The organism is Winogradskyella sp. (assembly GCF_013042245.1).
In the GTDB taxonomy this organism is placed as follows: Bacteria; Bacteroidota; Bacteroidia; order Flavobacteriales; family Flavobacteriaceae; genus Winogradskyella.
Window position 1 is genome coordinate 63,916 of the sequence record NZ_JABDQL010000009.1, and the last position, 21,548, is coordinate 85,463.

26 protein-coding genes are annotated in these 21,548 nt (G+C 32.2%); 15 read left to right on the top strand and 11 right to left on the bottom strand.

Annotated elements, in window-relative coordinates; translation table 11 throughout:
* Positions 1-13 precede the first annotated feature (13 nt).
* Entirely contained in the window at positions 14-352 is a 339-nt protein-coding gene (locus HKP48_RS00630; protein ID WP_296341752.1) for a tRNA-binding protein, read from the bottom strand.
* Positions 353-372: 20 nt separating this feature from the next.
* On the opposite strand from HKP48_RS00630, the gene HKP48_RS00635 reads away from it, so the two are divergent.
* Positions 373-927 carry a thioredoxin family protein gene (locus tag HKP48_RS00635; protein ID WP_296341755.1) on the top strand — a complete coding sequence of 185 codons (555 nt, stop codon included), beginning with the start codon at positions 373-375 and terminating at the stop codon, positions 925-927.
* Between the two features lie 130 nt (positions 928-1,057).
* Here HKP48_RS00635 and HKP48_RS00640 read toward each other — a convergent pair whose 3' ends face one another.
* Both HKP48_RS00640 and HKP48_RS00645 read right to left on the bottom strand, forming a co-directional pair.
* Complete coding sequence (locus tag HKP48_RS00640; RefSeq protein WP_296341758.1) at positions 1,058-1,780, bottom strand: energy transducer TonB; 723 nt, start codon at positions 1,778-1,780, stop codon at positions 1,058-1,060.
* Positions 1,781-1,871: 91 nt separating this feature from the next.
* Positions 1,872-4,019 carry a TonB-dependent receptor gene (locus tag HKP48_RS00645; protein WP_296341761.1) on the bottom strand — a complete coding sequence of 716 codons (2,148 nt, stop codon included), beginning with the start codon at positions 4,017-4,019 and terminating at the stop codon, positions 1,872-1,874.
* A 194-nt stretch (positions 4,020-4,213) separates the two neighbouring features.
* On the opposite strand from HKP48_RS00645, the gene HKP48_RS00650 reads away from it, so the two are divergent.
* Genes HKP48_RS00650 through HKP48_RS00660 form a run of 3 tightly spaced genes read left to right on the top strand, consistent with a single transcriptional unit; the run spans position 4,214 to position 6,379 of the window.
* Positions 4,214-4,708: a sigma-70 family RNA polymerase sigma factor gene (locus HKP48_RS00650; RefSeq protein WP_296341763.1), complete on the top strand. Its 495-nt coding sequence runs from the start codon at positions 4,214-4,216 to the stop codon at positions 4,706-4,708.
* 4 nt (positions 4,709-4,712) lie between these two features.
* The gene (locus HKP48_RS00655; RefSeq protein WP_296341765.1) at positions 4,713-5,354 is read left to right on the top strand and encodes a hypothetical protein; all 642 of its coding nucleotides are present in this window, start codon (positions 4,713-4,715) and stop codon (positions 5,352-5,354) included.
* 11 nt (positions 5,355-5,365) lie between these two features.
* A complete protein-coding gene (locus HKP48_RS00660; protein WP_296341767.1) occupies positions 5,366-6,379 on the top strand; it encodes a hypothetical protein in 1,014 nt (337 codons plus the stop codon).
* On the opposite strand, the gene HKP48_RS00665 is transcribed toward HKP48_RS00660, so the two are convergent.
* Together HKP48_RS00665 and HKP48_RS00670 are read right to left on the bottom strand one after the other, a co-directional pair.
* Entirely contained in the window at positions 6,366-7,166 is an 801-nt protein-coding gene (locus HKP48_RS00665; RefSeq protein ID WP_296341769.1) for a lysophospholipid acyltransferase family protein, read from the bottom strand. The genes HKP48_RS00660 and HKP48_RS00665 overlap by 14 nt on opposite strands.
* Before the next feature lie 49 nt (positions 7,167-7,215).
* The gene (locus HKP48_RS00670) at positions 7,216-7,857 is read right to left on the bottom strand and encodes a CoA pyrophosphatase (RefSeq protein WP_296341771.1); all 642 of its coding nucleotides are present in this window, start codon (positions 7,855-7,857) and stop codon (positions 7,216-7,218) included.
* A gap of 38 nt (positions 7,858-7,895) precedes the next feature.
* Here HKP48_RS00670 and HKP48_RS00675 point away from each other — a divergent pair, with 38 nt between their 5' ends.
* Positions 7,896-8,555: a peptidylprolyl isomerase gene (locus HKP48_RS00675; protein WP_363928572.1), complete on the top strand. Its 660-nt coding sequence runs from the start codon at positions 7,896-7,898 to the stop codon at positions 8,553-8,555.
* Positions 8,555-9,241 (top strand): hypothetical protein, encoded by a 687-nt coding sequence (locus tag HKP48_RS00680; RefSeq protein ID WP_296341775.1) that lies wholly within the window; start codon positions 8,555-8,557, stop codon positions 9,239-9,241. The genes HKP48_RS00675 and HKP48_RS00680 overlap by 1 nt, the downstream gene beginning before the upstream one ends.
* An 11-nt stretch (positions 9,242-9,252) precedes the next feature.
* Here HKP48_RS00680 and HKP48_RS00685 read toward each other — a convergent pair whose 3' ends face one another.
* Positions 9,253-9,864, bottom strand: a complete 612-nt coding sequence (locus tag HKP48_RS00685; protein WP_296341777.1) for a trimeric intracellular cation channel family protein — start codon at positions 9,862-9,864, stop codon at positions 9,253-9,255.
* 115 nt (positions 9,865-9,979) lie between these two features.
* On the bottom strand, positions 9,980-10,696 hold the full coding sequence (locus HKP48_RS00690; RefSeq protein WP_296341780.1) for an RDD family protein: 717 nt from the start codon (positions 10,694-10,696) through the stop codon (positions 9,980-9,982).
* Positions 10,697-10,731: 35 nt separating this feature from the next.
* On the opposite strand from HKP48_RS00690, the gene HKP48_RS00695 reads away from it, so the two are divergent.
* The 9 genes from HKP48_RS00695 (at position 10,732) to HKP48_RS00735 (ending at position 19,305) form a co-directional block, all read left to right on the top strand.
* A complete protein-coding gene (locus HKP48_RS00695) occupies positions 10,732-11,736 on the top strand; it encodes a stage II sporulation protein M (RefSeq protein ID WP_296341782.1) in 1,005 nt (334 codons plus the stop codon).
* 4 nt (positions 11,737-11,740) lie between these two features.
* Positions 11,741-12,625, top strand: coding sequence for a hypothetical protein (locus tag HKP48_RS00700; RefSeq protein WP_296341784.1), 885 nt, complete (start codon positions 11,741-11,743; stop codon positions 12,623-12,625).
* Complete coding sequence (locus tag HKP48_RS00705; RefSeq protein ID WP_296341786.1) at positions 12,626-13,357, top strand: DUF4129 domain-containing protein; 732 nt, start codon at positions 12,626-12,628, stop codon at positions 13,355-13,357.
* Positions 13,350-14,570: a DUF4350 domain-containing protein gene (locus HKP48_RS00710; RefSeq protein ID WP_296341788.1), complete on the top strand. Its 1,221-nt coding sequence runs from the start codon at positions 13,350-13,352 to the stop codon at positions 14,568-14,570. Before HKP48_RS00705 ends, HKP48_RS00710 begins: the two co-directional genes overlap by 8 nt.
* The gene (locus tag HKP48_RS00715; RefSeq protein WP_296341792.1) at positions 14,552-15,577 is read left to right on the top strand and encodes a MoxR family ATPase; all 1,026 of its coding nucleotides are present in this window, start codon (positions 14,552-14,554) and stop codon (positions 15,575-15,577) included. The genes HKP48_RS00710 and HKP48_RS00715 overlap by 19 nt, the downstream gene beginning before the upstream one ends.
* Before the next feature lie 100 nt (positions 15,578-15,677).
* Positions 15,678-16,253: a hypothetical protein gene (locus tag HKP48_RS00720; RefSeq protein WP_296341794.1), complete on the top strand. Its 576-nt coding sequence runs from the start codon at positions 15,678-15,680 to the stop codon at positions 16,251-16,253.
* Positions 16,254-16,283: 30 nt separating this feature from the next.
* Positions 16,284-17,615, top strand: a complete 1,332-nt coding sequence (locus HKP48_RS00725; protein ID WP_296341797.1) for a DUF58 domain-containing protein — start codon at positions 16,284-16,286, stop codon at positions 17,613-17,615.
* A gap of 161 nt (positions 17,616-17,776) precedes the next feature.
* Complete coding sequence (locus HKP48_RS00730) at positions 17,777-18,238, top strand: DUF2141 domain-containing protein (RefSeq protein WP_296341799.1); 462 nt, start codon at positions 17,777-17,779, stop codon at positions 18,236-18,238.
* A gap of 128 nt (positions 18,239-18,366) precedes the next feature.
* Positions 18,367-19,305 carry a hydrogen peroxide-inducible genes activator gene (locus HKP48_RS00735; RefSeq protein ID WP_296341800.1) on the top strand — a complete coding sequence of 313 codons (939 nt, stop codon included), beginning with the start codon at positions 18,367-18,369 and terminating at the stop codon, positions 19,303-19,305.
* Between the two features lie 40 nt (positions 19,306-19,345).
* On the opposite strand, the gene HKP48_RS00740 is transcribed toward HKP48_RS00735, so the two are convergent.
* The 4 genes from HKP48_RS00740 to HKP48_RS00755 all read right to left on the bottom strand — a co-directional run.
* Complete coding sequence (locus tag HKP48_RS00740; RefSeq protein ID WP_296341802.1) at positions 19,346-19,543, bottom strand: hypothetical protein; 198 nt, start codon at positions 19,541-19,543, stop codon at positions 19,346-19,348.
* Positions 19,544-19,691: 148 nt separating this feature from the next.
* Entirely contained in the window at positions 19,692-20,492 is an 801-nt protein-coding gene (locus tag HKP48_RS00745) for a TIGR00266 family protein (protein ID WP_296341803.1), read from the bottom strand.
* A 72-nt stretch (positions 20,493-20,564) separates the two neighbouring features.
* The gene (locus tag HKP48_RS00750; RefSeq protein ID WP_296341804.1) at positions 20,565-21,020 is read right to left on the bottom strand and encodes a DUF4442 domain-containing protein; all 456 of its coding nucleotides are present in this window, start codon (positions 21,018-21,020) and stop codon (positions 20,565-20,567) included.
* Between the two features lie 334 nt (positions 21,021-21,354).
* A partial coding sequence (locus HKP48_RS00755) for a transposase (RefSeq protein WP_296341807.1) occupies positions 21,355-21,548 on the bottom strand: 194 nt, incomplete at its 5' end.

The window sequence follows — 21,548 nt, forward strand, 5'->3', positions numbered from 1 at the left end:
AGTCTGAAGTCAATTAGTTTATTACACTTCCATTCTTAACCTTAATCTCTGGCTTCAAAAGAATAACGTCATTCTCATTAACAACAGCACCCATAACTAGACATTCGCTCATAAACTTGACTATCTGCTTTTTCGGGAAGTTTACTACTGCAACAATTTGCCTATTAAGCAAATCTTCTTTTTGATAAAGTGTAGTAATTTGAGCAGAAGATTTCTTGATTCCTAAATCGCCAAAATCAATTATCAATTGATAAGCTGGTTTTCTGGCTTCAGGGAAATCGTTGACCTCGATAATTGTGCCAACTCGTAAATCTATTTTTGTAAAGTCTTCGAATGTTATTATCTTATTCATAAATTAAAACTACAAAAATTATGGCATTAACACCTTCAAATATGTTGCCACTTGATACAACAGCACCAGATTTTAAATTAGTTGACACAATAGACGACACTCAAAAATCGCTAAACGAATTAAAAGGAACAACAGGAACATTGGTAATGTTTATTTGTAACCACTGCCCTTTTGTAGTTCATGTTAATGAACAATTGGTACAATTAGCAAAAGACTATAAATCTAAAGGTATCAATCTAATTGCTATTTCTAGTAATGATGTTGAAAATTATCCCCAAGATGGGCCTGAAAAGATGAAAGAACACGCAATAAATAATGGCTATATTTTTCCATATTTATACGACCAAACTCAAGATATTGCAAGAGCCTACGATGCAGCTTGTACACCTGATTTCTTTTTATTTAATAAAAAATTAAAGCTTGTATATACCGGTCAGTTAGATGATTCCAGACCTGGAAATGGAATTCCTGTAACTGGTAAAGATTTAAGAAAGGCTATTAATGCTTTAGTTAGCGGAAATGAGATAAACCCAAACCAAAAACCAAGCATGGGGTGTAATATTAAGTGGAAATAATTAAGACGCATAAAAAATCCCACTAATCTCAACCTAACCGAGTGCGGTTGCAACCTTTAAGTGGAAGTAAAAACCACTCTTTGGTCAAGATTAACGGGATTTTAATATTAAAACTAAACTATATATTTAGTTATTTTTGAATTTGAAAGTTTATAGGAATACTATAAGGAACTCCAACATTTCTATCTCTTTGTTTACCAGGTATCATCTTTGGTAATATACTAATGATACGCTCTGCTTCAGTTTCTAACATCTTATCAGGACCTCTACTTTTAATTCTAGTAACATTACCATTCTTATCGATTAGGAAGAATACAAATACTTTACCTGTAATTCTTAGCTCTTGAGCTACTTCTGGATATTCAAAATTCTTTTGTAAATGCTCCGTAATTTTTCGTTGAAAACAGGCTCGTAGCTGGTCATTATTTCCTTTACATCCTGGAAAAGTTGGTACACGTTCTATTACAGCAAACGCCACTTCAATATCTTCCTCTACTTCTTCTACAACAATATCAGAAACTTCCACTACAGGTTCTATAACATCATCTTGCCCTATTTCTGTACTCTCAACAACTGTTTCTTCTACATCTTCTACATCTTCTACAACACGAATTGCTTCTGTTACAACTGGTTTTGGTGGTGGAGGCGGTGGTGTAATTTCAATATTTGTAATAGGAATATCTTCTTCTAACTGCTCGCTAAGCATTAACATATCTGCCTCGGTCAACGTTTTATCATAGGTTTTGTACTCAAAACCAAAATAGGTTAATAATAACATTATGTTTAGGCCTACAGCAAAAAATAAGCTGCTGTTTCTTCCTACATCTGCACTTGGGTTCTTTTTTACTTCCATGATTTCTAAAATTTTATAGTATAAAGCTACACACTTTAAGACAGAAAGCATATGACATTTGTCATACTAAAAAGAAAAATGTAGTTGTATTTTACAGATTATCTAACTGATTATCTGTGCCTTTCTCACTAATTGTCCAAAAGAAACCGACGAAGAAAAATTGGTCTGCTGCTGGGGTTAAGGCACGTCTACTAAAATTTCCATCTATATTAGATGTATTAGTATATTGATAGCCATTAATGTTTCGGAAACCAAAAATATTATTTATAGATAAGTATAAAATCTTTTGTTGATTAATTAAATAAGCCCAATTAAAGCTTACGTTATTAAAACTTTTTGTGCGTTCTCCTAAAAATCTATTTGTATTTGGGTCTGTATATGGTCTTCCTGAGGCATGCACGTAATCAAACCCTATCTGACTTTTAAGATTTTCTACCCAATATTTTCCAACAATTGAAAAATTATGTTTTGATGCAAAGTTAGGCTGTGCTGCAGTTGGGAAATTTCTATCATTGCGTTGGGTGTCTAAAAGTGAATAACTTACCCAATAATCTAAATTCTTCACACTTGTGTTATCTCTCCAAAACACATCTAAGCCTTGTGCATAAGCGTTTCCATCCAAATTGAAATCACTATCAAAGCTCTCAAACTGTGTGTCAAACTTTACTAAGTTATTATAATCTTTTCGATATAATTCGGCTCTAAAAATACGACCAGTATTAACATACTGATAGTTAAAAATATAATGAGTTGTTTTTTGGGTTTCTAAATCTTGTTCAAACTTTAAAGTCCCTGCACTCGGGTTTTGATAAAAATTACCATAAGCCAAAGATACTTGTGAATTTTTTGACACTTTATAAGCCATCGCCGTTCGAGGTGCAATATTAAAACTTTTGAAGATTGAGCTATAATCTGAACGAACACCTATCTTTAAAGCTAAATTTTTTGAAAATACAATATCAGCCTCCCCAAAACTCGATGTTATATTATTGTTAAATCCGTAGGAAGCATCTATTGATTGATTTGAAAAATCTTCATTAAAATCGGTTAAAAACTGTTCTATCCCAAAATTAAGTTTAAATCTGCTATTGAATCTTTTTTTTAATTTCAGCTTAGCATGAATAGAGTTTTCTGTATCCGTTATATTATTAAGCTCAATAGCTATTTTATTATTTGCGTGTGTGTAACTTAAACCAGTAACTAAACTCCAATTATCATTTAAAATACCTTTATAAGAGGTATTAGCGTAAAAATTTTTGTTATTTAGTTTGAACTGCAAACCGTCTGCCTCATTAATATCATCTTGAGTCAACTCGAAATTTGTGGTATCAAAAGCAGCATAGAATTTTAATGTCCCATTAGTGAACTTACGCCTAAAAACAGCTTCGCCTTGTGCACTTTCAAAAGGCTTCTCCCAGTCGTTTCTGTCTTCGTAAACGGCGAGATATGGTGCCAAATTGATGTAATTTGTATTGACACTCAATGAAGACTTTTCCCATTTTTGGGTATTTCCTAAAGATGCACCAACAGTCATAATACCTACATCTGTCTTTTCTTGATCTGGCTCATCTATAGTATTTAGAAGTAAGACACTTGACAACGCTTGCCCATATTCGGCAGAGTAACCGCCGGTAGAGAATGTAATACCATCAAACAAAAATGGTGAGTAACGTCCACGAGTTGGCAAATTATTAGTTGTTGGTGTGTATGGTGTAAATACACGAATGCCATCTATAAAAATTTGAGTTTCGTCTGCGTTACCTCCACGAACAAATAGTCGTCCGTCTTCAGCATTGTTAGAAGTTCCAGGTAGCGTTTGCAACGCGCCAACAAAATCGCCCAATGCACTTGCAGTAGTAACAACATCTAAAGGTTTTAAAACAGATACCTTGCTATTATCATTGGCTTCAAAAGTACCTGCAGATAAGACTACAGTGTCTAAGGAGTTGACATCTTCGCGAAGTTTAACTTCTAGCTTATTAAGCAATGAAATGTCTAATGTTATAGTTTTTGACTCATAGGATAAAAATGAAACGACTAATGATTGAATACCTTTTTCATCTGATATAAAAGAAAACTTCCCTTCATCATCTGATGTTGCACCATCGTAAGTACCATCTAAGTAAATATTAGCACCTACGATAGCAACACCTTTTGTGTCTGTGACTTTTCCAGAAATTGTGGTTTGGGCTTGGTTGATGAAACCTAAGCACAAAATAATAAGATTGATGATTTTCATGATTGATGGTTTATTCTTTAATTTTTTTTGATGAAGCAAACCTCGTGACTATAATAAGTTTTAGAAATTTTAAATTACCGAACTGTAATAATCTAATGACGAATTGCATTTAGTTATATATTTCATTCAAAAAACTGTAACATATGTATAACTTTGAGGACTTACAGAATAACTAAATCAACTAACAAAAACTATTGAACAAAGAACTTGAACATGGCTTTGTAGATCAGCTTCAAAAACACCAGAATATTGTGCATAAAGTTTGTCGACTTTATACCAATAATCAGGATGCGCATAATGACCTTTTTCAGGAAATTACCATACAATTATGGCGTGCATATCCTAAGTTTAGAGGTGATTCAAAGTTTAGCACTTGGATGTATCGTGTGGGTTTAAATACGGCTATTACACTTTACAGAAAATCCAAGAGACGTATTAAGACTTACGATTTTGATGCTCATCAATTCAAAATAAAAGCTGAAGAATATGATAGCACTGAGGAAGAACAATTAAAATTGTTGTACCAAGCCGTACATCAGTTAAATGATATAGAAAAAGCGTTAGTACTACTATACCTTGAAGATAAAGATTATAGAGAAATTAGCGCAACCCTCGGTATTACCGAGGTTAATGCACGTGTGAAAATGAACCGTGTAAAAAAGAAATTAAAAACAATATTAAATCCGTAAGGTTATGGATGAATTAGAATTATTAAAAAAAGATTGGCAAAGCAATCGGACGGAATATCCAGAATTGTCTTATGATGAGATATACAAAATGTCTCATGCCAAATCGTCGAGCATTGTAAAGTGGATTTTTTATATTGGTCTTATCGAGTTTGCATTTTGGTTTGTGATATCTTTTGTATTGAAAGCATTTGGTTATGGCGAAGAAATAAAAAGTCTAGAATCTAGTAATGTTTTTATAGTTTTAGCTGTTGTTAGTTACATAGTCTTATTCTATTTTCTATATAGATTTTATATGAATTATAAGAATATTTCTACTACAGATAGCGCTAGAAAATTAATGAAGAACATTCTAAAAACAAGAAAAACTGTAAAGGCTTACGTTATTTTTAACTTAGGGTTTTTAGTAATTGCAACATTTTATGGCGTATACTTTTCGCTTCAAAATGAAGATGCTTCAAAATCCATGATTGATGCTGCAGCTGCAAATGGAGAAATTTTTAAACTATATGCTAGTATTATTGGAGCTACTTTACTGCTCTTAGCCTTTAGTATAGGAATCCTGCTATTATTTTACTGGCTAATTTATGGTCTACTTTTGAAACAGCTGAATAGAAACTATAAAGAACTTAAAAAGTTAGAAGTCTAAATTATAACTAAATGACATTACAAAGAAGAATATCCATTTTTGGTTTTGTGACCTTATCCTTCTTATCACTCTACATCTTAGGAACATCTTCAATTTTTAAAACAGAAATAGATTGGTTATCTCCCATAATAACCATTGATGTTTTACTAACAATTCCACTACTTTATTTTTTACTAATTCGAAAAACTAGTATTCCTAAAATCACCGTAATACCTATCACAATTCTGGGTGTTCTTTTAGCTACATATATTATCCCAGAAGATAATCAAAGTTTATTAAGCTTATTTAAAAACTGGGCACTACCTGGTATTGAACTTTTTGTATTTTGCTATGTCATTAATAAGCTTAGACAAAGCATTAAAGCATTTAAAGTTAATAGCAGTAGCGATTCTGATTTTTTCACTATCCTTAAAAAAACATGTCAAGATAATTTACCAAAACTTGCTGTTATACCTTTTGTAACCGAAGTATCTGTCTTCTATTATGGTTTTATCTATTGGAAGAAAAGAAAGCTTAAAGCTAATGAGTTTTCATATCATAAAGAAAGTGGAAGTCTAACGCTTCTCTTCACTTTTTTGTTTTTAATTGCAATAGAAACCTTTATAGTTCACCTTTTACTAGTACGCTGGAATACAACAATTGCTTGGATATTAACAGGCTTAAGTATATATACTGGCATACAACTATTTGGTTTTGTGAAATCGATATTAAAACGCCCAATAGCTTTAACTAATGATAGGTTGTATTTGCGTTATGGTATCATGACAGAAACCGAAATAAAACTAAAAGATATTGTTTCTGTAGAGTTATCTTCAAAGGATATAGATAATGACAATTTCCGAAAATTATCTTTACTAGACGGATTTGAAAGTCATAATACTATTATCCATTTGAATAAAACTAATACACTCGTTGGTCTTTACGGGACAAAGAAAAATTATAAAAGTATAGCGCTAAGTGTTGATGATTATAGAGGTTTCAAAAGTGAAATTATAAAAGCTCAAAGTAGACTTACCAATCTCTAAGTTCCTTATTTAAGCGTTCTTTCTCTTCGAGTACTTCTTGCGGAATAACTTTTAAAAATGAGGGGTGCTGCTCAATAGCGTATTCAATTTTATCAACTATCTCTGCTATAGATTCGTTTTCGTAATCGATATTTAAAGGTTCTTTAACCTCAAAGGATTGATATACGTTTTTCTTTTTGATTCGTAATCCTTTTTTATCAAACGAACGTCTAAAACCATCAATAACGATAGGAACCACAATAGGTTTGTATTGTTTAATAATATGAGCTGTACCCTTACGAATTGGCTTAAAAGGTGTTGTTGTCCCTTGAGGAAACGTTACAACCCAACCGTCGTCCAAAGCCTTTTTTATAGCACTGATGTCACTCATTTTTACCTGTCGGTTTACATCTTGCCCTTTAGAGCGCCACGTTCTCTCTATACTTATTGAACCAGTATATGCAAATACTTTTGGGAGAAACCCGGACTTCATAGTCTCCTTTGCAGCAACATAGTACATATTTAGTTTTGGATTCCATAGATAACCTACGTTTTTAATATTATCTAATCGTCCGCTTAAACTAGCATTAAACACGTGAAACATTGCAATTACATCTGCAAAATAGGTTTGATGATTAGATATAAAAAGAACATTATTATCTGGTAGGTTTTTTATAATTTCAGAACCTTCAATTTGTAATTCATTAAAGCCTCTAAAACGGCGGTGAGTAAATAGACCAAGAATTCTAATCAACCATTTTTTTACCCAAAGTATGTGTCCAAAAGGATTGGTTTTAAATAAACCCATAAATTTCATTTCTCATTATCGTTATAGCAAATGTAATAAATTAAGCTACTTAGAAGACCTGTTTTAATAATACTTTAATTTCACTAAGCATCATTGCCGTGGCACCCCAAACCTTATAATCATTGAGTAAAAATGCAGGTACATCTACCTCAATATTGTAACTAGTTGGTACTTTAGTTTTTATAATATTTTTATCGTTCAAGATGTCTAAAACTGAAACTTCTATAATATCTTCAACTTCTTCCTCTTGTTTGATAAATGACAATTCCTTTTCAGAAACTCCAAAAAAGGGATGTACCATAAAGTTGCTTGGCGGAATGTATAAGGGTGATAAAGTTTTAATAACCTTTACTTCTCGCATCGGTACGCCAATTTCTTCTTCGGTTTCACGTAAAGCAGTATGTTTCAAATCTACATCTGATAGTTCTACTTTTCCGCCTGGGAATCCTACCTGTGCAGAATGAACGCCTTTATATGTTTTTCGCAGAATGAACACTAATTGCGTTTCATTTTTATAATTAGGATAAAATAGCGCCATTACTCCTGCTTTTGGCGCTGTCTTTCGCTTTTCTTTATACTTTTCTGTTAATTGCAAACGGTAAGGTGGCGATAGTTTTGCGTGTGCTTCTTCGCCCAAAAGTGGAAGATGTTTTATATTTACAACTGTTTTTAAAAACGTATTAAAATCCATTTATGAGAATTCTGCTTTTCTTTATTATCTGTCTTTTATTGAGTTGTGAAGATAAACAAACTTCAAAACAAAATACTAAAGTCCTCGAAGATACGACTGCAATAAAAACCAAATTGAAAAAGAAAAAGCAACAAGAGCGCAAATATCCAAGATTAACAGATGATATCGCTATGGAGTTTCTTAGAGAATACGGAAAAACAAATACTGAAGACAAAGTCCGCATTGTTACAGATTTTGGAAATATAGATATTCTCCTATACGATAAAACGATTTTTCACCGTGCCAATTTTATCTTTCTAACCAAGGAAAAGTATTTTGACTACACCCAATTTTATCGTGTGGTGCCCAACTTTATTATTCAAGGTGGTAGCAGTGACGGAATGGATATTGCCAAACGCCGTAGAAAGATTGGGCGTTACTTATTACCTCCTGACACCAAACGCGGTTATACCCATAAGCGTGGTGCTATTTCTATGCCGAGTAGTGAGATTGAAAACGCTTATAAATTAGCGTCTCCCTATCAGTTTTTTATCGTTAACCAAAAAGGTGGTTCATCATTTTTAGATGGAGAATATACTGTTTTTGGTGAGGTCATCAAAGGAATGGATGTGGTAGATAAAATAAATGCCGTAGAGACAGATAAAGGCGAATGGCCTATTAAACCTGTTTATATTAAAACGATTGAAGTTATAGAATAATGGATAATAAAGCTTTGATAAGATTAGGAGTACTTATAGTAGTTGTTGTCATTGGTTATTTTGTGAAGAAAGAAAGAGATAAAAAACAAGCTAAGATTGATAGTATTATCAAAAAATATTCTAATAAAAAGAAAGCAAAATTAATTACTAAGGTTACACCTGAATTTAAGGAGCAGCAAATTGAATATTTAAAAGACTTAATCAATCTATTGATTAATGAAGAGAAGTCAAACGAAATAATTCAAGTTATAAATGCTAAAATTAAAGCCAATGATTATTATGAAAATTGGGCTATAACAAACGAGCTATTAAGTAGAGAAGTACAAAACCACAATTGGAATCATAATATTTGCCTTTATGGCTATTTCGATTGGAAACAACCTTCAGAAGACTTAAATCATTTTATAGTAAATAGCTTGAAATATAACTTTGGAATTGAAAAATCTTTTGATTCAATTCATGATTTGGATGAAAATAGGACAATACCTGACGCATTCCCTATATATGAAAACGAATTAGAAAAATTTAATCTCAAGCTCCGGAATATTGATATTGGTGGAGATTGTTACACCATTATCATTGTTAAAAATGAAAACTTAAATGAAGTAGAAGAGATAATCGAAAATATAGGATTAAAAATTGAAGTCGTTCGTCCTTCTAATTGGGGTAGACTTAATGACATTTAATAGCTCATTTACTAACCTTTATTAGCATATAAACTTGGTAATGACACTTTAAATATTACCGCCAAAAGCCTAACGGTTATAACAACTATACCTGCTATTATAAACAGATAGTTTCTATCTTCTAAAAACTCCAACATCAAGAAATAGGTTAACCCACCTAAAATACAAGCTGTAGCGTATACTTCTTTTCTAAAAATTACAGGAATTTCGTTACATAATATATCCCTAATAACACCTCCAAAACAGGCTGAAATCGTTCCTAAAGTAATGCAAATTATAGGATGTAAATCTGCCGAGAGTCCTTTTTCAATACCTATTACAGTATATAAACCAATACCTATTGTGTCAAATAAAAACAATGATTTACGTAAATGTTTGATATAGTTTCTAAAGACAACTGCAAATAATGTTGCCGTAGATATTACCACAATAAAGGTCATATCCTTCATCCAAAATACGGGTGTAGCTCCAATAAGAACATCGCGCAAGGTACCTCCACCAACTGCAGTGACAAAAGCGATTATAAGAACACCGAAAGCGTCCATCTTTTTATTCATGGCAACTAATACACCAGAGATTGCAAAAGCTATAGTTCCTAATATGTCTATGGTTTGTATGAACATCTACAATTTCTTTTTGTTTTTAATCATATTAATAAGAATGGTTCTCTGCGAAGATATTTCAGCTACGCTCAGTATAAGTGATTCACATAATTTTTTTCAAAATTTGGTTCTCTGCTTACATGGACTGCGTATAATAATTATAATCCTTAATCACAGTCGCTATAAAATTTATGGGAGTTTCTTTTGTTTCGACTTGCATTACTTTTTGCAGCCTTGTGCTTATATTGAGTATAATATTATAGTTGCCTTTATAAACAGCATCTTTGTATAACATATTCACGGTTTGGATATCTTTATCTGTTAACAAAGTGACTTGACTGTAAGTGGGTACATAGTTTAGCGGCAAATCTTTCATTACCGTATCTTCAATGGTCACTTTTTCTTTCTCGCTAATTACCGTGGTTCCTGCTGCGATATCTCCTAAGCGCTGCCCATTTCCTTTTATAAGTATAGTTAAAGTTGCTAAACCTCCAAAAGTTATAACTACATCTACAATACGTAATATCCAACGCACAAAATAATTGGCGAAGCTAGGTTTTGAGCCATCGATTTTTACAACTCGAGTTCTCATTACAAATTTACCTACGGTTTTACCATCCCAAAACGTTTCGAGTAATACATAATATAAAAATGCAGGAAGCGATACTAAAAGATAAATAGCCCAACTTGTTGCGGCGTTTAAATTTAACGCACCTAAAAGTAAGAAAACTGCTATGGTATAAGACAAAATAATAACACTATCCAGAAGATAAGCCAACATACGGTCACCTATATGTGCGACGTTTTGATTAATGCCTACATTTTGGGCTGTTTCTATTTGAAATTCATTCATATTTTCTTTTCTTTGATAGCCTAAAGAAACACTGCATGCGCGAGGCTGCTTTTGTGAAGCAAAATAAAGATAAATGGTTAGAATTTGAAAGGGTTCTTTCAAATAAAACCAATATAGACCCAGATTTACTTTCTGATATATATATTGAAATTACCGACCATCTTAGTTATGCCAATACCTTTTACTCCAATAGCAATACAGAAAGCTATCTCAACCAAATAGCTTCTAAAGCACATCAGCAAATTTATAAGACAAAAAAAGAGCCTAAAAATCGTTTGGTTTCGTTTTTTAAAACAGAATTTCCTTTGATGTTTCGTCAGCACCACCGCGAACTACTCATTGCGTTTTTAACTTTTGCTTTTTTTGTTTTTGTTGGCGCCTATTCAACAGCAAGTGATGATGATTTTGTTCGTACTTTCGGACTTAGTGACGGTTATGTAAACATGACGTTAGAAAATATTGAAAAAGGTGACCCAATGGCCGTTTACAAAAAGCAAGGCGAATTTCATATGTTCTTAGGTATTACTCTCAATAACATAAAAGTAGCACTCATGGCATTTGCTTACGGAATATTGTTTGGCGTAGGTAGCTTATACATCATGTTGCGTAATGGTATTATGCTTGGAAGTTTTCAGTATTTCTTTTACGACCAAGGCTTACTTTGGGAATCTGCAAGAACGATATGGATTCATGGTACTATCGAGATTTCAGTAATTGTAATAGCGGGTTGTGCTGGACTAGTTTTAGGAAACGGATTATTATTTACAGGAACTTATACTCGATTAGAATCCTTTAAACGCGGTGTTAAAAATGGACTCAAAATATTAATGAGTACTATTCCGTTTTTTATAATTGCTGGTTTTTTAGAGGGTTTCGTTACGCGACATACAGAAATGCCTGATTGGCTTGCTATACTCATCATAATAGGTTCTCTTGCACTTATTGTATTTTACTATGTGATATATCCAATACAATTGCATAAAAGACTGTCTAAAGAAAACTTTAATAAAAACAAAATTACACTTCAACCAACCCAATAACTAAATGAATAGACCTTACATAGAATTTAAAAAACAACGCGATTTTGGCGCTTTACTCTCAGATACATTCACCTTTATCCGTAATGAGTTTAAACCATTGATGAAAACTATTTTTAGTATTTCTGGTCCGGCATTGGTGTTTTTTGTTATTTCAATGGCATTTTACACTTATTTCGCAGGCGATTTATTAAGTTTTGATTTGTATGGCAGTCCAGAACTAAATAGCGGTAATGCGGTTTTAACAATATTAACCGCAATAGTCTATCTTATATCTGCAGTGTTAGCATTAATATTTGTAAGCTCATCGACCTTACATTATATCAAATCCTATTCAGAAAATTCAGGTGAAGTCATTTTTGAAGACGTAAAACGTAACGTATCACAAACATTTTGGGGATACCTTGGCTTAGGCTTTCTTAAATATGTCTCTTTGGGTTTTGCTTTGGTGCTTTGTTTTTTCCCATTTCTATATGTTATGGTGCCTATGTTTATCGTTTTCTGCATCTATGTCTTTGAAAGAAAACGTGGGGTAACAGATTCTTACAGTTATAGTTTTTCCTTAATAAATGAGGATTTTTGGACAAGTATTGGCTTAATCATAGTCTTGTTTATCTTAATGTACATATTAAGCATTGTGTTTTCAATTCCAACAATCATCTACACCTATGCAAAAATGGGAATTTTTTCTGGTGAAATAGACCCAAGTAATCTAAACAGCCTTAATGACCCATTTTACATTTTTCTGAATGTAATATCTACACTATTTTCAATTTTGCTCAACATTGTATCTATAGTAGCCAGCGCACTTGTTTACTTTCACCTCAACGAAAAAAGAAACTTTACAGGTACTTACGAGCGCATTAGTAATATTGGACAAATAGAAGAGTAAATGCGTAAAATCGGTTTTCTTATTTGCTTTTGTATAGGGTCACTTGTGTTTTCTCAAGAGAAAATAGCACCTGACTATTATGACGATAGCACACTAGAAAAGAAAACGATTTCCGAAAATGATTTAGAATCTTATAAAAATGATGATGACTTTGACTATACTGAAGTTAAAAAAGCAGAAGGTGCTTTTGACAAGTTTGTACGCTGGCTAAGAAATTTACTCCGAAAATTTTGGGAAGCTATTTTTGGAGTTGGTACCGCAGGCGGGTTTTTATATTTTGTTTTTAGGATACTACCTTACATTTTGTTGGGTGTACTCATTTACTTATTGGTTCGTTTTTTCTTAAAAGTAAACTCTAACAGTATCACAACCAAAAGTCAAGCAAAAGGAAAAGTATTCTATTCTAAAGAAGAGCAAATTATTAAAAACGAAGATATTGATGCTCTAATTGAGCAAGCTATCAATCAAAAAAAACACAGACTCGCCATTCGATATTACTATCTACTAGCCTTAAAAAAACTCACTGAAGCCAATAAAATTAAGTGGGAAGCACAGAAAACTAACGAGGATTATATTGAGGAGCTTAATCAATCACACCTAAAAGTAGATTTTGAAAACATTACTAGAATATATGATTACGTTTGGTATGGTGAATTTACTGTAGATGCCTTTAAATTCGAAAATTTAAAACTGCCTTTTATATCACTAAATAAAACTATTGATCTTGAGTAAAAAAGGTAAAATATATATAGCCCTTGTAGTGCTTTCTATCTTGGCGCTTGTGGTTTTTGAAATGACAAAACCGAAGCAAATCAATTGGTTTCCGTCTTATGCGACACATCACAAAATTCCGTTTGGCAGTTATGTCTTTAATGAGCAATTGAATCTTATTTCAGATTCTGTTATTACTGTCAACAAACCTCCTTTTGAATATCTTAGAAACAATGATATTAATGGTACCTATTTGTTTTATAATGACAATGTAAACTTCGGAAAAGCAGAACTCGAGAGTTTACTCGATTGGACGGCAAAAGGAAATACCTTAGTCGTTTCTTCACTTAATTTTGAAACCAAACTTATAGATACCCTTAATCTAAATATGGCTTCTGTAAATATCTTTGACAATTTTGAAAATAAGTTTCAGTTGCAATTGGTTAACCCAGCTTTCGATAAAATACAGTATGAATTTGATAAGGCTTCTACCCTATTTCACTTTAACGAAATTGACACCCTTAATACTAAAGTTCTTGGAGTTGTTGATAAATCACGTAAAGCGTCAGATACGGAAAGTAAACCTAGTGTAAACCTAATAAAGCAGCCTTGGGGAGATGGAGCAATTATACTCAATGCATTCCCTCAGGCTTTTACAAATTATTTTATTCTTAATTCGCCTAATCAAAATTATACAGTTGGTCTATTATCTTATTTAGACACCTCAAAACCTATTTATATTGACCAACATTATAAGTCTGGTAAAAAATTTTATACATCGCCAATGTACCTCTTCCTAAATAACCCAAATTTAAAATGGGCCTATTACATTGTCTTAATTGGCGTATTAGTTTATATTATTTTTGAAGGCAAACGCAAACAACGTGCTATCCCCGTCGTAAAACCTTTAAAAAATCAGACAGTAGATTTTACACGCACCATTGCTAACATGTATTACGAAAGTGGCAAACACAGTGAGATTGCACATCATAAAATTCAGCATTTCTTAGAATATATTAGAAAACATATGTATTTAGACACTTCTACCATAAATGCTGAATTTATAAAGAACTTAGCAGCCCGAAGTAACAATACTATTGAAAATACCAAAAAGCTTTTCGATTATATCAATAATCTTCAAGAACAACATCAATTAAACAATATACAACTAGAAAGGCTTAACGGCTTAATAGAAACTTTTAAATCCCATAACCAATGGAAAACGAAGCAATAAATAATCCTGAAAGCGAAAATACTCCAGATAGTAACGACCTTAATTTCGATAATCGTATACAGCTAAGTGAACTCAAAAACTCGGTCGATGCCATAAAATCAGAACTACGAAAAGTCATCGTCGGGCAAGATAATTTTTTAGAATTATTGATTGTAGCATTACTAGCCGATGGACATGTACTTATTGAAGGTGTCCCAGGTATAGCCAAAACAGTAACTGCAAAATTATTTGCAAAAGTGTTAAAAACGGATTTTAGCCGTATACAATTCACACCAGATTTAATGCCAAGTGATGTTTTAGGAACTTCGGTATTAAATATGAAGTCTTCTGAATTTGATTTTAAACAAGGTCCGATTTTTTCTAACATAGTATTGATTGATGAGATTAACCGTGCACCAGCAAAAACGCAAGCTGCACTATTTGAGACTATGGAAGAGCGCCAAGCCACTATAGATGGTCGTACTTATAAATTTAAAGACCCATTTATGGTACTGGCTACTCAAAACCCAATTGAACAAGAAGGTACATACGCACTTCCGGAAGCACAACTCGACCGTTTTATCTTTAAAATTAAAGTAGATTATCCTTCTTTGGAAGAAGAAGTTAAAATCATAGCCTCTCACCATGAGCGTAAAGGCGAAGCACCACAAGCCGCAATAAACCCTGTTTTAGATGTCGCATCATTAGCCGATTATAAGTCTAAAACACAATTGGTTGTTGTAGAGCCAAAAATCATTCAATACATCGCTGAGATTGTTTCGAAAACCAGAAATCATCCACATTTATATTTAGGTGGTTCGCCAAGGGCTTCCATTTCAATATTGAATACTGCAAAAGCTTTCGCAGCTATAAACGGACGAGATTTTGTGATTCCTGAAGATGTAAAAAAATCATTGAACCCAGTTCTCAATCATAGAATCATATTAACTCCTGAGCGAGAAATGGAAGGTATGAGTACCGAAAATGTTATTGATATGATTGTACAATCTGTTGAAGTACCTAGATAAAATAACAATTATGAAACGAGCATGCTAAACATATTATCACCCAAAGAAATGATTAATAGCGAACAGCATGTGTCCTTAAAAAAACAATACATATAAAAACATGAAAAAAGTAATTTTACTATTAACTCTTTCTTTTACTTTTTGTTACTGCCAGAACACTTCAAACTTAAAGCAAGGAATATATTTGACTGTTGAAGATTTAAAAAACAATAAACCAACATTTTTTGGAGATTTAAAAATAAAAAAAGACTCTATCGAGTATGGAGCCCAGAGAAAAGGGGTTATTGATACCTATGCGCTTGATATATCAGAAGAACAAGCAGAAGAGTTCGGTCGGATTTTTGGATTTAATGACGGTGAAAATGTATACTTAACACCCTACAAATCAAAGTATCCAAATGCAGGTAATTTTCATAAAGTAGAAATTATTGGAAAGTTTCTGTATTTCGAAGGAATTAAAGAAGTAAATATGCCTAAACAAAATTTGTTTTGGCTAACCAAATGTCAAAATATTTTTGATTTAAGCAGAGGCAAGCTTTTTTATAATGTTACTAATGGAGTTTTCAAAAAAATAATATCTGACAAACCAGAACTGCTAAAAAAGTTTAGGAAAGAGAAAAAGAAATATCTGAAGTATAAAGAATATCTACTCAAATACACCGCTAATAAAGTTTAGCAATAAACAATACAAATTGCATTACCAAAAATGAAATTTATAAAATCACTATATATCCATAAACAATTCTATATATACATAGCATTAGCTTCGGTATGTTTTATGATTAGCTTCTGGATACCTGTTTTCTTTTCGATAGCTTGTATAATCACTATTGGTATTGGGGTTGTTTTATTGGTTGATCTATTAATCCTTTACAAAGAAAAACAAGGCATTACAGCACGACGAATTTTACCAGATAAGTTTTCTAATAGTGATGATAACCCAGTGCCTATTACCATTAAAAACAATTATAGCTTTAAAACTATTATCGATGTTATTGATGAATTGCCTGTCCAATTTCAAAAAAGAGATTTCTCATATAAAACAGAACTCAACCCTAAACAAAGTCACAATTTTGAATATTTAGTAAGACCCGTTGAAAGAGGTGAATATTACTTTGGTCATCTCAATATTTATGTATCTTCAATATTAAAAATCGTAAAACGAAAATATCAATTTCAGAATCAGCAGATGGTGATGGTTTACCCATCAATTATACAAATGCAGAAATATGATTTCTTAGCCATTAGCAATACTCTGACCGAAATTGGACTCAAGAAAATAAGACGTATTGGTCATACTGCAGAATTTGAACAAATAAAAGAATATGTAAAAGGTGATGATTTTAGAACTGTAAACTGGAAAGCCACTGCAAAGCATGCGCAGTTGATGGTGAATCAATTTCAGGATGAAAAATCGCAACCTATCTATTCTGTCATAGATTCTGGGCGTGTGATGAAAATGCCTTTCAATGGTCTAAAGCTTCTGGATTATGCAATAAATTCTACTTTAGCATTTAGTAATGTTGCGTTAAAGAAACACGATAAAGTTGGTATGTTTTCATTCTCAAGAAAAATTGAAACGTTTTTACCAGCAGCAAATAAACTCACCTACCTTAACCGAATTTTAGAATCGCTATATAACGTTAATACCCTATTTTATGATAGTGATTATAGTCTTTTATATGCACAGTTAAAGAGAAAGGTTACACATAGAAGCTTACTACTGCTCTACACTAATTTTGAACACTTAAGTGCATTGAAACGTCAAATGCCTTACCTACAAGCTATTTCTAAAAAACATATGCTTGTTATTATTTTATTCGAAAACACAGAGCTAGATAGCATTATCAATGAGAATGCTGAGGACCTTCAATCTATATATCATAAAACTATAGCAGAAAAGTTTGCTTACGAAAAACGTTTAATGGCCAAAGAACTTCAGAAGCACGGTATACAAACCATATTAACAGCACCGGAACAACTTACAATAAATACTATAAACAAGTATTTAGAGATAAAAGCTCGTGGGCTATTGTAGTTAACTATGACCTAAAAATTAATTTCACTCTACACTTCTCAACTACTTTCAACATTTCATCATAATAAAACTACAATTCAGTAAATCAGATTATTGAATCTAAATGTTTCCCTAGATATTTGAATCATCATTAAAAAACGAACCATTAAATATTAACCATTATGAAATCATTGATTAACAAACACAAAAAAAACAATAGAAATATTGTGAGTAAAACTTTATTTTTAACCTTAGCACTTATCTTTTCATCCTTTATTGGATTTTCCCAAGACGGCATTACAATCACCGTAAATATAGACAATGTACCTAACAACGAAGGCGTTGTAGGCATGGCTTTACACAATCAGAACACATTTATGAAGACTGCTCCTGTTAAAGCAAAAACCTCCAAAATTGAAAATAATAAAGTAGTCATAACTTTTAAAAACATTGCTCCTGGAGAATATGCCATATTAGCTAATCACGATGCCAATAATAACGGAAAAATGGATTTTAAAGAAAATGGTATGCCGCTAGAAAGTTATGGCGCGTCAAATAATGTCATGAATTTTGGACCACCTCAATTCAGTGATTCTAAATTTACGGTACTAGACAAAGATTTAGAATTAAATATTAGATTCTAAAAACAAAAAAACATCAATCAATCCAAAAAAGGATCGCAAAGTAAGCGGTCTTTTTTGTTTTAAATATAATTCACTTTGATAACAAAAACATATAGTTTTTATTAATTTTATAGTCTAAATTAATCATAATGACAATCACACAACTTAAATACGCTTTGGCGATAGCAGAACACCAAAACTTTACAAAAGCTGCAGAAAGTTGTTTTGTAACTCAGCCAACGCTAAGTACGCAAATACAAAAGTTAGAAGATGAACTAGATATTATCATTTTCGATAGAGGAAAAAAACCTATAGAGTTAACAGATGTGGGACGTAAGATTGTTTTTCAAGCCAGAAACATAGTAAACGAAGCTGAACGTATACAAGATATTGTAGACCAACAGAAAGGCTTTATAGGTGGTGAGTTTAGACTTGGGATTATACCTACAGTAATGCCAACACTACTACCCATGTTCTTAAAAAACTTCATAAAAAAATATCCAAAAGTTAAACTTAAGATTGAAGAGTTAACTACAGAAGAAATTCTAACACGAATAAACGAAGGTCATCTTGATGCTGCAATAGCTGCGACACCTTTAGAAAATGAGAATATAAAAGAGCGTGTATTGTATTACGAGCCTTTTGTAGCATATATTCCAGATAACCATAGGCTAAAAGATAAAAAAGCTATTGAAGTTTCTGATTTGGATATTGAAGACATGCTTTTACTTGAGGATGGACACTGTTTTAGAGACGGCGTTATAAATCTTTGTAAAACTTTTAAAAATCAAGCAGAAGAGAGTTTTCAACTCGAGAGTGGCAGTATAGAAACTCTAATAAAACTTTCCAACGAAGGTTTGGGCATGACACTTCTTCCTTACTTACACACTTTGGATTTTAGAGAAAAATTAAGCCATAATCTTAGACATTTTAAAGAACCATCACCCGCAAGAGAAGTTAGTATTATTTATCATAAAAGTGAATTGAAGATGCAAATTATAGATGCAATGCATAATGTTATTTCAGGTATCATTAGAGGAGCTATAGTATTTAGTAATGTAGAAATAATTAGTCCGCTACCTAAATAGGGTTATAATACTGAAAAAGCGACTCTAAAGTCGCTTTTTTTTATGCTTTAAGATAAATCATACATTGATTTAATTCGGGGTTTTGATGTATTAGATTTTTAATAAATATCCGTAGCTCTTCTAATTCATGTGGTAATAAACGTTTGACCGCTTTTTCAACTTCTTTACAAAAGAGTGTAACATCGAAACTTACCTTATTGAGTATAGTTTTGGTATACTCGAACATTGCTCTCGCCATATTTATAGGGTTTTTAAGTTAAACGAAAGTAATTTTATCTATAGGCTTATATAATTTGATTTAAAGTTATATAAAAAATGTTTTGCTTTAAATTTTCTGAGGATAAATTTAACAGCCTCTTATGTTAAAAATATTGGATGAATGGAGATTAAAATCGATTATCACCATCCAATAAATCTCCCAATCCTCCTAAAAGACTACCTTCTCCTCTACCTGTACTACCGGCTTTTGGTGCTGATGCAATTACGCGATCGGCAAGTCTACTGAATGGTAATGATTGTATGTATACTTTTCCTGGACCTTCTAACTTTGCAAAAAATAAACCTTCACCTCCAAAGATGGAGTTTTTAATTCCACCAATAAACTCAATGTCGTAATTAACATCTTGAGTAAAACCTACTATACAACCTGTATCTACTCGCATGGTTTCTCCAGCTTCTAATGTGCGTTCTGCCATTGTTCCGCCTGCATGAACAAACGCCATTCCATCACCTTCTAATTTTTGCATAATAAAGCCTTCACCACCAAAAAGACCTCTTCCTAATTTTTTCGAGAATTCAATCCCAACGCTTACGCCTTTGGCTGCACATAAAAAAGCATCTTTCTGGCAGATAAACTTCCCTCCAAACTCAGTTAGATCTATAGGTATAATTTTCCCTGGATAAGGTGATGCGAAAGACACATTACGCTTGCCAACCAAATCGTTATAAAAAGCGGTCATAAATAAACTTTCGCCTGTTAAGATTCGTTTTCCTGCTCCTAGTATTTTGCCTAAAAAACCTTTATCTTTTTGAGAACCATCTCCAAAAATAGTGTCCATTTTTATGCCATCATCCATCATCATAAAACTTCCAGACTCGGCAATAACACCTTCTTGTGGGTCTAACTCAATTTCTACGTATTGCATTTCTTCTCCGTATATACGATAGTCTATTTCGTGTGCTGTCATGATTTGTTGTTTTTGATTGTTTAACTATATGTTGAATAGATTTACTTTTTGTTACAATTTTAAATGTGGTAATTAGTCCTTTATTTTAAAGGTCCACTCAAAATTAAAGTTAGAAACTTCTATACCATCTTCGTTAACTCCTTTTGCATTGAGCCAAACAGTTTGTCCTTGTTTTGAAACAATAGCCTTCTTAATTGCTTCATCAATTTTGTGACCTTCATTGCACTCAAACACAATTCTACCAGTTGCTTTTTTTGAAAATGATGCATTATTAGTAACTACAAGCATAGATACTTTTTTACCACTTTCTTTTATTTTTTTCATGACTAAAGCACCTGTAGTTAACTCAGCTGCCATTCCTTGTACTGCCCAAAACATAGAATTAAAAGGGTTTTGATTAATCCAACGGTGCTTTACACTAACGGTACATTTTTGGTTATCTAAATATTTTACTCTGACGCCAGTAAAATAAGCAGCTGGTAATTTGAACATTAAAAAACTATTGAGTTTGCTTGGAGAGATATTCATAGAATACTATTTGATACTTAAACTATTTATGGTGATATAAATATATTATTTTGAATTCAGAACATCATTCTTTAAGAAATGTATTTTAGTATTTAACTAGGTACAATAGCTTTTATCTTATTATACACACATAAGCCTCTGTCATGAAAGTAATCTTTTTTATAATATTACTTATTTTGATTGTAATATCTTACAAATTAAGAGAAAACTTCTATGTTAAAAATAATAGATAATTCTTTGTTCTATTTTCTATTTGACTCTTACTTAAAACCTCTCAATATCCTGATTTTAATAATCTTGTAGTAAATAATCCTCGGGGCAAGCCCACGAGGCATTAAAATAATTTCAATTGATTATTCTTTTTCAAACTTTTATAATCCTTTTCAACACCTTGTTCCTTAACATAATTTGCTATCAATTTTTCAGTCCCATGTTGACCAACTGTATTCACAAAATATCCTTTACCCCAAAACTCTCCTCCCCATAATTGCTTTTTTACTTCTGGACAACGTTTGAAAACTTCTCTGG

Coding starts and splice junctions, on each gene's coding strand:
- HKP48_RS00630 (WP_296341752.1), bottom strand. CDS start 352: ATGAATAAGATAATAACATTCGAAGACTTTACAAAAATAGATTTACGA.
- HKP48_RS00635 (WP_296341755.1), top strand. CDS start 373: ATGGCATTAACACCTTCAAATATGTTGCCACTTGATACAACAGCACCA.
- HKP48_RS00640 (WP_296341758.1), bottom strand. CDS start 1,780: ATGGAAGTAAAAAAGAACCCAAGTGCAGATGTAGGAAGAAACAGCAGC.
- HKP48_RS00645 (WP_296341761.1), bottom strand. CDS start 4,019: ATGAAAATCATCAATCTTATTATTTTGTGCTTAGGTTTCATCAACCAA.
- HKP48_RS00655 (WP_296341765.1), top strand. CDS start 4,713: ATGGATGAATTAGAATTATTAAAAAAAGATTGGCAAAGCAATCGGACG.
- HKP48_RS00660 (WP_296341767.1), top strand. CDS start 5,366: ATGACATTACAAAGAAGAATATCCATTTTTGGTTTTGTGACCTTATCC.
- HKP48_RS00665 (WP_296341769.1), bottom strand. CDS start 7,166: ATGGGTTTATTTAAAACCAATCCTTTTGGACACATACTTTGGGTAAAA.
- HKP48_RS00670 (WP_296341771.1), bottom strand. CDS start 7,857: ATGGATTTTAATACGTTTTTAAAAACAGTTGTAAATATAAAACATCTT.
- HKP48_RS00680 (WP_296341775.1), top strand. CDS start 8,555: ATGGATAATAAAGCTTTGATAAGATTAGGAGTACTTATAGTAGTTGTT.
- HKP48_RS00685 (WP_296341777.1), bottom strand. CDS start 9,864: ATGTTCATACAAACCATAGACATATTAGGAACTATAGCTTTTGCAATC.
- HKP48_RS00690 (WP_296341780.1), bottom strand. CDS start 10,696: ATGAATGAATTTCAAATAGAAACAGCCCAAAATGTAGGCATTAATCAA.
- HKP48_RS00695 (WP_296341782.1), top strand. CDS start 10,732: ATGCGCGAGGCTGCTTTTGTGAAGCAAAATAAAGATAAATGGTTAGAA.
- HKP48_RS00700 (WP_296341784.1), top strand. CDS start 11,741: ATGAATAGACCTTACATAGAATTTAAAAAACAACGCGATTTTGGCGCT.
- HKP48_RS00705 (WP_296341786.1), top strand. CDS start 12,626: ATGCGTAAAATCGGTTTTCTTATTTGCTTTTGTATAGGGTCACTTGTG.
- HKP48_RS00715 (WP_296341792.1), top strand. CDS start 14,552: ATGGAAAACGAAGCAATAAATAATCCTGAAAGCGAAAATACTCCAGAT.
- HKP48_RS00720 (WP_296341794.1), top strand. CDS start 15,678: ATGAAAAAAGTAATTTTACTATTAACTCTTTCTTTTACTTTTTGTTAC.
- HKP48_RS00725 (WP_296341797.1), top strand. CDS start 16,284: ATGAAATTTATAAAATCACTATATATCCATAAACAATTCTATATATAC.
- HKP48_RS00730 (WP_296341799.1), top strand. CDS start 17,777: ATGAAATCATTGATTAACAAACACAAAAAAAACAATAGAAATATTGTG.
- HKP48_RS00735 (WP_296341800.1), top strand. CDS start 18,367: ATGACAATCACACAACTTAAATACGCTTTGGCGATAGCAGAACACCAA.
- HKP48_RS00740 (WP_296341802.1), bottom strand. CDS start 19,543: ATGGCGAGAGCAATGTTCGAGTATACCAAAACTATACTCAATAAGGTA.
- HKP48_RS00745 (WP_296341803.1), bottom strand. CDS start 20,492: ATGACAGCACACGAAATAGACTATCGTATATACGGAGAAGAAATGCAA.
- HKP48_RS00750 (WP_296341804.1), bottom strand. CDS start 21,020: ATGAATATCTCTCCAAGCAAACTCAATAGTTTTTTAATGTTCAAATTA.